Annotated in this window: 15 protein-coding genes; 12 read left to right on the top strand and 3 right to left on the bottom strand. The window is 59.8% G+C overall.

Annotated features, from left to right (window positions below):
• Window positions 1-57: 57 nt before the first annotated feature.
• On the bottom strand, window positions 58-1,083 hold the full coding sequence (gene hemH, locus QMX93_RS15305; RefSeq protein ID WP_282356801.1) for a ferrochelatase: 1,026 nt from the start codon (window positions 1,081-1,083) through the stop codon (window positions 58-60).
• A gap of 13 nt (window positions 1,084-1,096) precedes the next feature.
• Window positions 1,097-1,999 (bottom strand): TIGR01777 family oxidoreductase, encoded by a 903-nt coding sequence (locus QMX93_RS15300; protein ID WP_282356800.1) that lies wholly within the window; start codon window positions 1,997-1,999, stop codon window positions 1,097-1,099.
• A gap of 197 nt (window positions 2,000-2,196) precedes the next feature.
• Between QMX93_RS15300 and QMX93_RS15295 the strand changes: the two genes are divergently transcribed.
• From QMX93_RS15295 to QMX93_RS15240, 12 genes are all read left to right on the top strand, one after another.
• The gene (locus QMX93_RS15295; RefSeq protein WP_282356799.1) at window positions 2,197-3,183 is read left to right on the top strand and encodes an FAD-dependent oxidoreductase; all 987 of its coding nucleotides are present in this window, start codon (window positions 2,197-2,199) and stop codon (window positions 3,181-3,183) included.
• Window positions 3,180-3,395 carry a TIGR02450 family Trp-rich protein gene (locus QMX93_RS15290; RefSeq protein ID WP_282356798.1) on the top strand — a complete coding sequence of 72 codons (216 nt, stop codon included), beginning with the start codon at window positions 3,180-3,182 and terminating at the stop codon, window positions 3,393-3,395. The genes QMX93_RS15295 and QMX93_RS15290 overlap by 4 nt, the downstream gene beginning before the upstream one ends.
• Before the next feature lie 219 nt (window positions 3,396-3,614).
• Window positions 3,615-4,577, top strand: coding sequence for a DUF523 and DUF1722 domain-containing protein (locus QMX93_RS15285; RefSeq protein WP_053123733.1), 963 nt, complete (start codon window positions 3,615-3,617; stop codon window positions 4,575-4,577).
• On the top strand, window positions 4,577-5,518 hold the full coding sequence (locus tag QMX93_RS15280) for a MerR family transcriptional regulator (RefSeq protein ID WP_282356797.1): 942 nt from the start codon (window positions 4,577-4,579) through the stop codon (window positions 5,516-5,518). Before QMX93_RS15285 ends, QMX93_RS15280 begins: the two co-directional genes overlap by 1 nt.
• 16 nt (window positions 5,519-5,534) lie before the next feature.
• Entirely contained in the window at window positions 5,535-6,980 is a 1,446-nt protein-coding gene (gene phrB, locus QMX93_RS15275; RefSeq protein WP_282356796.1) for a deoxyribodipyrimidine photo-lyase, read from the top strand.
• Complete coding sequence (locus QMX93_RS15270) at window positions 6,973-7,395, top strand: nuclear transport factor 2 family protein (protein WP_282356794.1); 423 nt, start codon at window positions 6,973-6,975, stop codon at window positions 7,393-7,395. Before phrB ends, QMX93_RS15270 begins: the two co-directional genes overlap by 8 nt.
• On the top strand, window positions 7,392-8,174 hold the full coding sequence (locus QMX93_RS15265; protein ID WP_053123740.1) for an SDR family NAD(P)-dependent oxidoreductase: 783 nt from the start codon (window positions 7,392-7,394) through the stop codon (window positions 8,172-8,174). Before QMX93_RS15270 ends, QMX93_RS15265 begins: the two co-directional genes overlap by 4 nt.
• Window positions 8,171-9,418 (top strand): FAD-dependent oxidoreductase, encoded by a 1,248-nt coding sequence (locus QMX93_RS15260; protein ID WP_282356792.1) that lies wholly within the window; start codon window positions 8,171-8,173, stop codon window positions 9,416-9,418. Before QMX93_RS15265 ends, QMX93_RS15260 begins: the two co-directional genes overlap by 4 nt.
• Entirely contained in the window at window positions 9,415-10,230 is an 816-nt protein-coding gene (locus tag QMX93_RS15255; protein WP_282356791.1) for a DUF1365 domain-containing protein, read from the top strand. The genes QMX93_RS15260 and QMX93_RS15255 overlap by 4 nt, the downstream gene beginning before the upstream one ends.
• Window positions 10,217-11,482, top strand: coding sequence for a cyclopropane-fatty-acyl-phospholipid synthase family protein (locus QMX93_RS15250; RefSeq protein ID WP_282356790.1), 1,266 nt, complete (start codon window positions 10,217-10,219; stop codon window positions 11,480-11,482). The genes QMX93_RS15255 and QMX93_RS15250 overlap by 14 nt, the downstream gene beginning before the upstream one ends.
• On the top strand, window positions 11,475-11,966 hold the full coding sequence (locus tag QMX93_RS15245; RefSeq protein ID WP_282356788.1) for a DUF2878 domain-containing protein: 492 nt from the start codon (window positions 11,475-11,477) through the stop codon (window positions 11,964-11,966). Before QMX93_RS15250 ends, QMX93_RS15245 begins: the two co-directional genes overlap by 8 nt.
• A 52-nt stretch (window positions 11,967-12,018) precedes the next feature.
• Window positions 12,019-12,324, top strand: coding sequence for a YkgJ family cysteine cluster protein (locus tag QMX93_RS15240; protein WP_053123751.1), 306 nt, complete (start codon window positions 12,019-12,021; stop codon window positions 12,322-12,324).
• Between the two features lie 95 nt (window positions 12,325-12,419).
• On the opposite strand, the gene QMX93_RS15235 is transcribed toward QMX93_RS15240, so the two are convergent.
• Window positions 12,420-12,938 carry an acyloxyacyl hydrolase gene (locus tag QMX93_RS15235; protein ID WP_053123753.1) on the bottom strand — a complete coding sequence of 173 codons (519 nt, stop codon included), beginning with the start codon at window positions 12,936-12,938 and terminating at the stop codon, window positions 12,420-12,422.
• Window positions 12,939-13,029: the final 91 nt, after the last annotated feature.

The following is a 13,029-nucleotide window of genomic DNA, read 5'->3' as shown; positions in this document are numbered from 1 at the left end:
GGGCAAGCCTTGCTCCTACATCGGTCTCTGTAGGAGCAAGGCTTGCCCGCGAAGCTTTTAAAGGGCCAGCGGTGCTCGTTCGCAGAGGGTCGCCAACGCCTTCGCCCATTGCGGGTCGTCGTTCAGGCACGGCACAAGAATCAACTCCTCGCCTCCCGCTTCGCGGAACTGTTCCTTGCCGCGATCACCAATCTCTTCCAGCGTTTCGATGCAGTCGGCGACAAACGCCGGGCACATCACCAGCAACTTCTTCACGCCGCTTTTACCCAACTCATCCAGCCGCGTTTCGGTGTACGGCTCGATCCACTTTGCCTTGCCCAACCGCGACTGAAACGACACCGACCACTTGCCGTCCGCCAATCCCATGCGCTCGGCGAACAGCGCGGCGGTGCGCAGGCATTGCGCGCGATAACAGGTGGCTAATACCGCCGGCGAAGCGTTCTTGCAGCAGTCTTCGTTCTTGAAACAATGATTGCCCGTCGGGTCGAGCTTGGTCAGGTGCCGCTCCGGCAAGCCATGAAAGCTCAGCAGCAAGTGATCGTAATCCTGCAGCAGATGCGGCTTGGCACTTTCAACCAGCGCGTCGAGGTATTCCGGCTGATCGTAGAACGGTTGCAGCACCGACAATTGCACATTCAACTTCTTCTCACGAATCACCCGTTTGGCTTCTTCGATCACCGTGGTCGTGGTGCTGTCGGCGAACTGCGGATACAGCGGCGCCAGCGTGATGCGTTTGTGCCCCGCCGCGACCAGTTTCAGCAAGCAGGTTGCAATCGACGGCTCGCCGTAGCGCATCGCCAGTTCGACCGGCCCTTGCGTCCACTGCGCCTTCATCTGCTGTTGCAGACGTTGGCTGAGCACCACCAGTGGCGAGCCCTCCTCCCACCAGATCGACGCGTAGGCATGGGCTGACTGCTCCGGGCGTTTGATCAGGATCAGCGACACCAGCAAACGCCGCACCGGCCATGGCAGGTCGATCACGTACGGATCCATCAAAAACTGATTGAGGTAACTGCGCACATCGGCCACCGAAGTGGAGGCCGGGGAGCCCAGGTTGACCAGAAGCAAGGCGTGATCGGTCATGCAACGTCCTATTTCAGAGGCGGCTGGAGAGATCATCCAAAGCCGCACGTAATTCCGTGAACTGGAAAGTGAAACCCGCTTCCAGCAAGCGTGCCGGCGTAGCCTTCTGGCCGCCGAGCAACAACAAAGACATCTCGCCGAGACCGACCTTCAGTGCCAGGGTCGGCATCGGCATAAACGCCGGGCGGTGCAATACGCTGCCCAGGGTTTTGGCAAATTCGCGATTGCGCACAGGTTGCGGCGCGCACGCATTATAAGGACCACTGGCCTGCTCGCGGTGCAGAAGAAAATCAATCAGGGCGATTTGATCATCGATATGAATCCACGGCATCCATTGCCGACCGTTGCCCAAAGGCCCGCCCAGCCCAAGCTTGAACGGAAACAGCAGCCGCGACAAAAAGCCGCCCTCGGCCGACAGCACCAGACCGGTTCGCACCAGCACCACGCGAATACCCTGCATTTCAGCACGCTGAGCGGTTTCTTCCCAGGCGATGCACAGCTGACTGGCGAAGTCGTCGATCACCGGCGGCGATTCTTCCGTCAGCTCACGTTCGCCACCATCGCCGTACCAGCCGATCGCCGAGCCGGAAATCAACAGCGCCGGTTTCTGCGCGCGGGTTTCGAGCCACGCCAGCAAGGTTTCCGTCAGCGTGATGCGACTGCTCCACAGCAACGCCTTGCGCCGATGCGTCCACGGCCGATCGGCAATCGGCGCGCCAGCGAGGTTGATGATCGCGTCTAACGGCTCATCACCCACGTCTTCGAGACGAGCGATGCCGCGCACCTGTGCGCCGCAAATTTTCGCGACTTTTTCCGGCGTGCGGCTCCATACCGTCAGACGATGACCCTGCGCGGACCAGTGTCGGCAGAGTTGTCGGCCGATCAAACCAGTACCGCCGGTCAGCAATATGTGCATGACATCTTCCTCGCGTGGCGTTTAACCCGGATCACTAGTCTATTTTTAAAAGCAGGGATCTTTTCTATCGGGCAGGCTCTATTGTTTAACCATAGGCCAAGCTGTCAGAACGAGAACGCTAGAAGTTATACCAGAAAACAAAATTGTACAGGTTTCAATCACGGCGTAGTCTGTACAGAAAGGTAAACGAGGCCCCTATGACTGTACCTATCGCAATCATCGGCACCGGCATCGCCGGGCTCTCCGCCGCCCAGGCTCTGACAGAGACCGGGCATACCGTGCAACTGTTCGATAAAAGCCGCGGCAGCGGCGGGCGCATGTCGAGCAAGCGCAGCGACGCCGGTTCGCTGGACATGGGCGCGCAATATTTCACCGCCCGCGACCGTCGCTTCGTCACCGAAGTACAGCGTTGGCAAAGCCAGGGCTGGGTCGCCGAGTGGACGCCGCAGCTCTACACCTATCAGGGCGGGCAACTGAACCTGTCGCCGGACGAGCAGACACGCTGGGTCGGCGCGCCGCGCATGAGCGCCATCACCCGTGGTTTGCTCGACGGTCTGGAAGTGCATTTCGCCTGCCGCATCACCGAGGTATTTCGCGGTGAAGAGCACTGGCATTTGCAGGACGCCGAAGGTTTCACCCACGGCCCCTTCAGCCACGTGGTGATCGCCACGCCGGCGCCGCAAGCCACGGCATTATTGGCCGCGGCACCGAAACTCGCCGGCGCCGCTGCCGGGGTGAAGATGGATCCGACGTGGGCCGTTGCCCTCGCCTTTGACACGCCTTTGGATACGCCAATCGAAGGCTGCTTCGTGCAGGACAGCCCACTCGACTGGCTGGGGCGCAACCGCAGTAAACCCGGCCGCGATAACACCCTCGACACGTGGGTGCTGCACGCGACCAGCGCATGGAGTCGGCAACACATCGACCTGTCCAAGGAAGCGGTGATCGAGCATCTGCACGGTGCATTCGCTGAACTGCTGCACAGCGCGATGCCGGCGCCGAGCTTCAGCCTCGCCCATCGCTGGCTCTATGCACGCCCGGCAACCGGGCATGAATGGGGCACGCTGGCCGACGCCGATCTGGGCTTGTATGCCTGCGGCGACTGGTGCCTGTCCGGGCGTGTGGAGGGTGCATGGTTGAGTGGTCAGGAGGCTGCGCGCCGCTTGCACGAACACCTGCAATGAACCGCATCAATCCGCGCAAATTGCTGCTGTCGAAATGGACAGCAGCCCAGCCGCAGAATCGCGAAAAGCATTTTCTGGTGACCGAATTGTTCCGCGATGAGGAAGGCACGGTGCTGGAAGTTGAGTTGCAGGCGGTGCTGACCAAACGCGCCGAACGCCTCGATTGGCAAATCCTCAAGAACAACGACAACTGGGTATTGGGCTGGCAATAACGCCTTCGCTTTTGTAGGAGCAAAGCTTGCTCGCGAAAGCGTCTTTTCATTCAGCGTTGATATCGAATATGAAATAGCTTTCGCGAGCAAGCTTTGCTCCTACGAGGGTGGATCGCGAGAAAAGTTATACAAACAATTTGACTTGTACACCTTTGAATCTATGCTAACGCAATGTTGTACAGAGATTGCACTCTGTACAGGTTTAGATTCGAGGTGCCTATGCTTGCCCTGCCCGCTGCCAAACCGAAGATCGCCATCAGCGCCTGCCTGTTGGGTGCCGAGGTGCGCTACAACGGTGGCCACAAGGAATCGCGCCTGTGCAGCCGCACCCTCACTGAATATTTTGAATTCGCCCCGGTTTGCCCGGAAGTCGCTATCGGCCTCGGCATTCCGCGCGAGCCGATTCGCCTCGTCGGTGATCCCGAACATCCGCAAGCCATCGGCACAGTCAATCCGGCGATCAACGTCACCCAGCCACTGGCCGAATACGGCGAGAAAATGGCCGCTGAACTTGATGACATCTGCGGCTACATCTTTATGCAGCAATCGCCGTCCTGCGGGCTGGAGCGGGTCAAGGTTTATCACGCCAACGGCGCTCCGGTGAATGGCGGCGGGCGTGGCATTTACGCCCAAGCCTTCTGCGCGCAACACCCGGATTTGCCCGTGGAAGAAGCCGGGCGTCTCAACGACCCGGTGCTGCGGGAAAACTTCATCACCCGCGTGTTTGCCTACAGCGCCTGGCAGCAAGTGCTCGCCGATGGCCTGAGCCGTCGCGCCCTCACCGAATTTCACTCGCGCTACAAATACCTGCTGATGGCCCACAACCCGCTGCAATACAAAGCGTTGGGCAAACTGCTGGGCAACATGGCGCACACCGATCCCGCCGAACTCGGCCCGCGCTACTTCAGCGAACTGATGGCCGCGCTGAAAAAATGCGCCACGCGCGGCACGCACTGCAATGTGCTGCTGCACATCAGCGGTTACCTGAAACAGGTGATCAGCGCCGAAGACAAACAGGAAATGGTGCACGTCATCGATCAATACCGCCTCGGCATCGTGCCACTGGTGGTGCCGTTGACGCTGCTCAAGCATCACTTTCGCCAACACCCCGATCCGTACATCGCGCAACAGGTTTACCTGCAACCGCACCCGGAAAACCTCAGCCTGCGAAACGCCATCTGATGAACGACAAACTCGACTCCAGCGCCCAGGAAGACCTCGGCGCCGATTTCAAGAAAGCCCTCGACGAAGGCTGGTTGCCGATCCGCGAAGTCGCGCGGCAAACCGGCGTCAACGCGATCACTTTGCGCGCGTGGGAACGTCGCTACGGGCTGATCGTGCCGCAACGCACGCCCAAGGGCCATCGACTGTATTCGGCTGAGCATGTGCAACGAATTCTGGCGATCCTGACCTGGCTCAATCGTGGCGTTGCAGTCAGCCAGGTCAAGCCGCTGCTCGACACCCCGCAAGCCTTCAGCGAACCGGTGGAAAACGATTGGCAACGCCTGCGTCAAACATTGCTCGCCGCCGTCACCCAGCTCAACGAGCGCAACCTCGACGACAGCGTCAACCAAGCGATGGCGCTGTACCCGCCGCGCACCTTGTGTGAGCAGTTGTTGATGCCGCTGCTGGCTGAGCTCGAACAACGCTGGCAGGGCCAATTCGGTGCGCAGATGGAGCGCACGTTCTTTTTTTCCTGGCTGCGCAGCAAATTCGGTGCGCGCATCTACCATAACAATCGTCAGTTGCACGCCGCGCCGCTGCTGTTGATCAACCACTCCGACCTGCCACTGGAACCGCATCTGTGGCTATGCGCGTGGCTGATCAGCAGCGCCGATTGCCCGGTGCAAGTGTTTGACTGGCCGTTACCGGCCGGCGAACTGGCGCTGGCCGTCGAACACCTGCAAGCCCGTGGCGTGCTGCTCTATTCGAGCAAGGCCATGAACCTTGCCCACCTGCCCAAGCTACTGAACGGAGTCAGTTGCACAAAAATGATTGTCGGACCAACGGTATGCATCCACCACGCCGAGTTGTCCGTAAGAACTTCCGAGATCGCTGATGTGTACCTGGCTGAAGATGCGCTGTCAGCGCACCAGGTACTCGTTCAGCGTGGACTGATTTAATGATGGGTTTAATGTCATGCAATTGATCTGGCTGCGCAGCGACTTGCGCCAACACGACAACACCGCCCTCGCGGCCGCCGCAGCCCGCGGCCCGACCGTGGCCGTGTACCTGTTGAGCCCGCAGCAGTGGCTGGAGCACGACGATGCCGCGTGCAAGGTCGACTTCTGGTTACGCAATCTCAAAGAACTGAGCAACACCCTCGGCGAGCTGAACATCCCCTTGTTGATCCGCACTGCCAATCATTGGGATCAGGCTCCAGCGGAGCTGCTCAAGCTGTGCCGCGAACTGAAGGTCGAAGCGGTTCACGTCAACGAAGAATACGGTGTCCACGAAAGCCGTCGCGATGCCGCCGTGGCGGAAACCCTGCAGGCCGAAGGCATCGAGTTTCACAGCTACCTCGATCAACTGCTGTTCAAACCGGGCACCGTGCTGACCAAAACCGACACCTATTTCAAGGTGTTCAGCCAGTTCAGAAAGGTCTGCTACGAACGTCTGCACCGCTCCATGCCGACGCTGGTCAAGGCGCCCGGCAAACAGGCAACACTCAAGGTCGACAGCGACCCGATTCCTGACTCGGTCAAAGGCTTCGCCACCCCAAGCGAATCCCTGCAAGCCCTGTGGCCGGCCGGTGAAGAAGAAGCGCGCCGCCGCCTCGACACCTTCACCGACGCGCAGATCGAATACTACAAAAGCGAACGCGACTTCCCGGCCAAACCCGGCACCAGTCAGCTCTCGGCGTACCTCGCCGCTGGCGTGATCTCACCGCGCCAATGCCTGCACGCCGCGTTGCAAAGCAATCAGGGCGAATTCGAAAGCGGCAACGTCGGCGCCGTCACCTGGATCAACGAACTGCTCTGGCGCGAGTTCTACAAACACATTCTGGTCGGCTACCCACGGGTTTCGCGTCACCGTGCTTTCCGCCCGGAAACCGAGGCCTTGGCCTGGCGTGATGCGCCGGAGGAACTCAAGGCTTGGCAAGAAGCGCGCACCGGCCTGCCGATCATCGACGCGGCGATGCGCCAATTGCTCGAAACCGGCTGGATGCACAACCGTCTGCGCATGGTCGTGGCGATGTTCCTGACCAAAAACCTGTTGATCGATTGGCGCGAAGGCGAGCGCTTTTTCATGCGTCATCTGATCGACGGCGATCTGGCGGCGAACAACGGTGGCTGGCAATGGAGCTCCTCGACCGGCACCGACTCCGCGCCGTACTTCCGCATTTTCAATCCGTTGAGCCAGTCGGAGAAATTCGACAGCGAAGGCCTGTTCATCAAGCACTGGCTGCCGGAACTCGCCGGGCTGAACAAAAAGGAAATCCACAACCCGGCCAACCTTGGCGGACTGTTTGGCGTCGCCGATTATCCGTCGCCAATCGTCAATCTCAGCGCCTCCCGCGAGCGCGCACTGGCCGCGTTCAAGAGCCTGCCATCGCGCACGGCAATGGAGGGCAGTGATGAGTGAATTCCTGCGCCGCTTCGCCCAACAATTTTGCAAGTTGAACAAAGACAACCTGCACCGGCTGGGCGAGCTGTACAGCGATGACATTCACTTCACCGACCCGTTGCACGAAGTGCAGGGGCTCAAGCAACTGCACGATTATTTCAGCGAGCTGTACGCCAACGTCAGCGAGCTGCGGTTTGATTTTCATGGCTTCGATCAGATCAGCGACGGCGAAGGCTATCTGCGTTGGGTCATGAGTTACCGCCATCCGCGCCTGGCGAGTGGTCAGGTGATTCGCGTCAGCGGCTGCTCGCATCTGCTTTGGCGCGATAAGGTTTATCGCCACCGGGATTACTTCGATGCCGGGGCGCTGTTGTATGAACATTTACCCGTATTGGGCCGGGTCATCGCCTGGCTAAAAAGGAGAATGGGATGAGTCGTACACCTCCACGGCGCTATTGGTTGACCGGCGCCAGCAGTGGCATCGGCGCGGCGCTCGCTGAAGAGATTCTGAAAAGCGGCGCGCACCTGGCGGTCAGCTCGCGCTCGGTCGCGGCACTGAAAGTCTTGTCGCAACGCTATCCGGGCCAGGTTTTAGTGGTGCCGGGGGATTTGACCAACAGTCAGACCGTGCGCGAAATCGGTGAGCAGATCGCTGAAGTCTGGGGCTCGCTGGATTCGGTGATTCTCAACGCCGGCACCTGTGAATATGTCGACGCCAAGCAGTTCGATGCGTCGATCATCGAGCACGTGGTGCGCACCAATCTGCTCGCCAGCAGCTATTGCATCGAAGCCGCCCTGCCGCTGTTGCGCAAAGGCACCGCGCCGCATCTGATCGGTGTCGCCAGTTCAGTGACGTACCTGCCGCTGCCTCGGGCCGAAGCCTATGGCGCGTCGAAGGCCGGACTGCGTTATCTGTTCGAATCGCTGCGCATCGATCTGGCGGATGAAGGCATCGAAGTCACCATCGTCAGCCCCGGTTTCGTCGAAACGCCGCTGACCGCGAAGAACGATTTCCCGATGCCGCTCAGTTGGCCTGTGGATAAAGCCGCGCGGCACATCTTCGCCAAGCTCAAGGATCGGCCACTGGAAATCGCCTTTCCGGCGCTGTTCATGGCCGCGTTGTGGCCGCTGTCGAAATTGCCGGCCAGCCTGCAACTGGCGATCGGCAAGCGCATGGTGCGTAAATCGCCGCCGCTGCGGGATCCAGCATGAAAATCGCCATCGTCGGCAGCGGGATCGCCGGGCTCACCTGCGCCCACCTGCTCAATCGCCGACATGACGTGCACGTGTTCGAGGCCAGCGACTGGGTCGGTGGCCACACGCATACGGTCGAAGTGACGGTCGACGGCCAGCAGTACGCGGTGGACACCGGGTTTATCGTGTTCAACGACTGGACGTACCCGAATTTCATCCGCTTGCTCGGCCAGCTCGGCGTGCCGTTCAAAGCCACCGAAATGAGTTTTTCGGTGAGCGACCCGGACACCGGTCTGGAGTACAACGGCAACAACCTCAACAGCCTGTTCGCCCAGCGCAGCAATCTGTTGTCGCCTGCGTTCTGGGGCATGTTGCGCGACATTCTGCGCTTCAATAAAGAAGCCCAGCGCGACCTCGCCGAGCTGCGCATTTCCAGCGACATGACCCTCGACGATTACCTGAAAGCAGGCAACTACGGCGAGCGTTTTATCCTGCATTACATCGTGCCGATGGGCGCGGCGATCTGGTCGATGCCGATGGCCGAGATGCTCAATTTTCCGCTGCAATTCTTTGTGCGCTTCTTCAAGAATCACGGGCTGTTGTCGGTGAGCAATCGTCCGCAATGGCGGGTGATCGAGGGCGGTTCCAGCGCTTACATTGCGCCGCTGACCGCCGCGTTCAAAGACAAGATCCGCCTCAATTGCCCGGTAACGCGGGTCGATCGTGACGAGCACGGCGTAGTTATCCACAGCGCGGCGGGCAGCGAGCAGTTCGACAAAGTGGTGTTTGCCTGCCACAGCGATCAGGCCCTGCAATTGCTCGCCGAGCCGAGCGATGCCGAACGCGAGATCCTCGGCGCCCTGCCCTACGCCGACAACGAAGTGGTGCTGCACACCGACACGCGTTTGCTGCCGACTCGCAAACTGGCCTGGGCCAGCTGGAATTATCGGCTTAGCGGCGCCGGCCACACTCACGCCGCCGTCACTTACGACATGAACATTCTGCAAGGCATTCAGAGCGACACCACGTTCTGCGTCAGCCTCAATCAGAGCGCCGGCATCAGCCCGTTCAAAGTGCTCGCCAGATACACCTACGCTCATCCGCAATACAGCCTCGCGGCGGTAGCGGCGCAAAATCGCTGGGCGGAATTGGACGGTGCGCAACACACGCATTTTTGCGGCGCTTACTGGGCCAATGGTTTCCATGAAGACGGCGTGGTCAGCGCGTTGCGCGTGGCTTCGGCGTTCGGGGAAACCTTATGAACAGCGCCCTTTATAGCGGCTGGATCGGCCATCGGCGCTTCTCGCCGCGCAAGCATCAATTTCGCTACAAGATCGGCTTGCTCTATCTCGATCTCAGCGAGCAGGACGCCGTGCTCGCGCTGTCGCCGCTGGCAGGTCGCAGCCGATTTGCACCGTTCTCCTTTCGCGAGACCGACTACCTCAAATCCTTCACCAGTCGCGGCGTGCGTTTGATTGATGCCGTGCGCCAACAGGTCGGCGCCGCCATCGGTCACGAACCGCAAGGCGCGATCTGCCTGCTGACCCAGGTGCGCAGCTGGGGTTTGTCGTTCAATCCGGTGAGTTTCTTTTATTGCCACGAGGCCGATGGGCAGCTGGCAGCGATCGTCTGCGAAGTCACCAACACGCCGTGGCGCGAGCGTTATCACTATGTGTTGCCGGCCCGTGCGCCGAGCAATCTGCAGGATTTTCACCAGCATTTTGCCGTGGCCAAGGCCTTTCACGTTTCGCCGTTTCTGCCGCGCGACCTCGAATACCGCATGAGCTTCAGCCCCGCCGCGAAAAATCTCGGCGTACACATGGCCGACTGGCAGGGCGAGGAAAAACTGTTCGACGCGACGCTCAATCTGCAACGCGAAGCCCTCGACCGTCGCAGCCTGCATCGCTACCTGAAACGCTTTCCGTGGATGACCGCAAAAACCGCGTTGGCCATTTACTGGCAAGCGCTGCGGCTGTTGCTTAAACGCGTACCGATTTTTGCTCACCAGGCTGCCGACGGCAGCTTTCAAACCGCCACTGTGCCTCCCAAGGAGCACCGCCATGAAATCCTCTAGCCTGTCGGTCAGTCGGCTCAGCACCAACGGTTTGACCGGTTCGTTGCTGCGCCGCGGCGTATTGCGCCAATTGGGTCAGCTCAAACACGGGCAACTGCTGGTGGTCGAGGATGGCGAACGGTTGATGTTTGGCACGCCGGGCAGTGCCTTGCTCGGGGAAATCCATGTGCTGGATTCGGCCCTGTGGGGCATGGTTGCCAGCAACGGTTCGATCGGCGCTGGCGAGGCGTTTATTCACGGTTACTGGAGTTCGCCGGATCTGACGGCGGTGGTGCGTGTGTTCGTCAGCAACCTTGAGGTGCTCGATGCGATGGAGGGCGGCCTGGCCCGCATCCGTCGGCCGTTGGTGCAAGGTCTGCACTGGCTCAATCGCAATACACGCAAGGGTTCGCAGAAGAACATCGCGGCGCATTACGACCTCGGCAATGACCTGTTCGAACAGTTTCTCGACCCGACCATGATGTATTCGGCGGCGCAATTTCTTACCCCGGAAGACACGCTGGAGCAGGCGCAACTGAACAAACTGGAGCGCATCTGCCAGAAGCTCGCGCTCAAGCCCAGCGACCATTTGCTTGAGATTGGCACTGGTTGGGGCAGCATGGCGCTTTATGCGGCGCAGAATTACGGTTGCCGCGTGACCACCACGACGCTGTCGAAAGAGCAGTACGCCTTCACCGCCCAGCGAATCGAGCAACTCGGTTTGCAGGATCAAGTAACGCTGCTGCTGGAGGACTACCGCGACCTCACTGGCGAGTACGACAAACTGGTGTCGATCGAGATGATCGAAGCGGTCGGCCATCGCTTCCTGCCGACCTATTTCAAACAGTGCGCGCACTTGCTCAAGAGCAACGGCTTGATGCTGATCCAGGCGATCACCATCCGCGAGCAACGCTACGAACAGGCCAAGCGCGGCGTCGACTTCATTCAGCGCTACATCTTCCCCGGCGGCGCCCTGCCCTGTGTGCAGAAGATGCTCGAAGTGGTCAGCCGCGACACCGACATGAACCTGCTGCACATGGAAGATTTCGGCCTGCATTACGCCAAGACCCTGCGCCTGTGGCACGAGAACTTCCGCCGCGCCCATGGCCGTTTGACCGAGCTGGGTTACGACGATTATTTCCTGCGGCTGTGGGAGTTTTACCTGTGCTACTGCGAAGGTGGTTTCCTCGAACGCACCATCGGCACCGCGCAATTACTGCTGGCCAAACCCGCGGCGATGACTGCGCCATTGCTTGGCCGCTTCGATGCTTGAGCGAGTTGCCAATGCCGTGTTGTTCCAGATCGGCTGGCTGACCTGCGTAATCGGCGGCAACAGTTTGTGGTTATTGCTGGCGTTGGCAGTGCTGGTGATTCATCTGCGCTGGATCAGCAGTTGGGCGGCTGAGGGACGTTTGATTCTCAGCGTGGTGATTGTCGGTACAGCGGTGGACGGCGTTTTGCGCGGCGCCGGCGTGTTTGAATTTCAGGATCAATCGCCGCTGATTCCGCTGTGGCTGATGCTGCTGTGGGCGTTGCTTGCGACCACGTTGCGGCACTGTCTGCAATGGAGTGGCCGGCCCTGGTGGCTGGCGAGTGGGTTGGGCGCGGTGGGTGGCGCGTTGTCGTATTACGGCGGTGGACGACTCGCCGGGGTGCAATTTCCCTACGGCGAATTACCGACACTGATTGGCATCGGCCTGCTCTGGGCACTGTTGTTTCCGCTTTTGCACACCATGGCGCGGCGACTGGCGGGCTGAGCGTCTGTCAGACCATTCACACGCACCGCAGCGACTGCCTTACACTGCCGCCATGAAAACCATTCCCCACCAGCAAATCACCGAGCCCGCAGTCACCTGCTCGACCTGCGCGGCGTGCTGCTGCCAGCTCGAAGTGATGCTGATCACCGACACCGGCGTGCCTGATCGCTTTATCGATACCGATGAGTGGGGCGGCGAAGTGATGCTGCGTCTGGACGACGGCTGGTGCGCGGCGCTGGATCGCGACACGATGATGTGCACGATCTACGAAAAACGCCCGCTGATCTGCCGCGAATTCGAAATGGGCGCCCCCGAGTGCCTCGAAGAACGCCAAGGCATCACCACAGCGTACCGCTGATCCAAAAAACAAAAGATCGCAGCCTTCGGCAGCTCCTACATGGGATTGTGTTTCACCTGTAGGAGCTGCCGAAGGCTGCGATCTTTTGATCTTGCTTACAACGGCATTGTGTAGTGCAGCGCGTAGCTTTCTACGCCGTCGTTACTGCTGGCCAGGCCGGCGTTGGAATAGTGCGTCGCACGGATCCCGACTTCATGCCCGCCATTGAAACGCAGACCGAAACCGATACGGTCTTCGAACTGGAGCGAGCCGCCAATGTTGTTGGATTCGTACTTGGTGTTGGAGAACGCGGCAACGCCGATCCCCGCTTCAACGTACGGTTTGACCGACTGGCCGGCAAACTCGTAAACAAATACCGGCGAGAACGACAGGCTGTTGTTGCTGGAGGTCTTGTCACCTTCCCAATACGTATAGGCGCCGCTCCAGTAACCGGTCAGGCGACCAACGTCGCTCTGCAGCCAGCTCTGATCCCAATCAAAATTCATCCCCAGGCGGTAGGTCATGGTCGAATCGCTGGTGGCCCCCACCGCAAATTCAACACCTGCCGCTTGTGCAGTAATGCTTTGCCCCATTAGTGCGGCCGCAATCGCGGCCAAGCAGAATAGTCGCTTCACTTTGAAACTTCCTTTTCCGGAACGATCGTTTGGTTTTCTGGTTAACACAACGCTATAGAAGTCTGCGCCTGAATAGAAGTTCAGACGAATT

The sequence above is a fragment of the Pseudomonas sp. PS01303 genome (assembly GCF_029959385.1).
GTDB lineage: Bacteria > Pseudomonadota > Gammaproteobacteria > Pseudomonadales > Pseudomonadaceae > Aquipseudomonas > Aquipseudomonas rustica.
This window is presented reverse-complemented; position numbering and strand designations above follow the sequence as displayed.

What these genes read in the sequence shown, in the direction of transcription:
- QMX93_RS15255 (WP_282356791.1), top strand. Translation starts at nt 9,415, where the DNA reads ATGAACAGCGCCCTTTATAGCGGCTGGATCGGCCATCGGCGCTTCTCG.
- QMX93_RS15290 (WP_282356798.1), top strand. Translation starts at nt 3,180, where the DNA reads ATGAACCGCATCAATCCGCGCAAATTGCTGCTGTCGAAATGGACAGCA.
- QMX93_RS15265 (WP_053123740.1), top strand. Translation starts at nt 7,392, where the DNA reads ATGAGTCGTACACCTCCACGGCGCTATTGGTTGACCGGCGCCAGCAGT.
- QMX93_RS15280 (WP_282356797.1), top strand. Translation starts at nt 4,577, where the DNA reads ATGAACGACAAACTCGACTCCAGCGCCCAGGAAGACCTCGGCGCCGAT.
- QMX93_RS15260 (WP_282356792.1), top strand. Translation starts at nt 8,171, where the DNA reads ATGAAAATCGCCATCGTCGGCAGCGGGATCGCCGGGCTCACCTGCGCC.
- QMX93_RS15300 (WP_282356800.1), bottom strand. Translation starts at nt 1,999, where the DNA reads ATGCACATATTGCTGACCGGCGGTACTGGTTTGATCGGCCGACAACTC.
- QMX93_RS15285 (WP_053123733.1), top strand. Translation starts at nt 3,615, where the DNA reads ATGCTTGCCCTGCCCGCTGCCAAACCGAAGATCGCCATCAGCGCCTGC.
- QMX93_RS15270 (WP_282356794.1), top strand. Translation starts at nt 6,973, where the DNA reads ATGAGTGAATTCCTGCGCCGCTTCGCCCAACAATTTTGCAAGTTGAAC.
- QMX93_RS15250 (WP_282356790.1), top strand. Translation starts at nt 10,217, where the DNA reads ATGAAATCCTCTAGCCTGTCGGTCAGTCGGCTCAGCACCAACGGTTTG.
- QMX93_RS15295 (WP_282356799.1), top strand. Translation starts at nt 2,197, where the DNA reads ATGACTGTACCTATCGCAATCATCGGCACCGGCATCGCCGGGCTCTCC.
- phrB (WP_282356796.1), top strand. Translation starts at nt 5,535, where the DNA reads ATGCAATTGATCTGGCTGCGCAGCGACTTGCGCCAACACGACAACACC.
- hemH (WP_282356801.1), bottom strand. Translation starts at nt 1,083, where the DNA reads ATGACCGATCACGCCTTGCTTCTGGTCAACCTGGGCTCCCCGGCCTCC.
- QMX93_RS15240 (WP_053123751.1), top strand. Translation starts at nt 12,019, where the DNA reads ATGAAAACCATTCCCCACCAGCAAATCACCGAGCCCGCAGTCACCTGC.
- QMX93_RS15245 (WP_282356788.1), top strand. Translation starts at nt 11,475, where the DNA reads ATGCTTGAGCGAGTTGCCAATGCCGTGTTGTTCCAGATCGGCTGGCTG.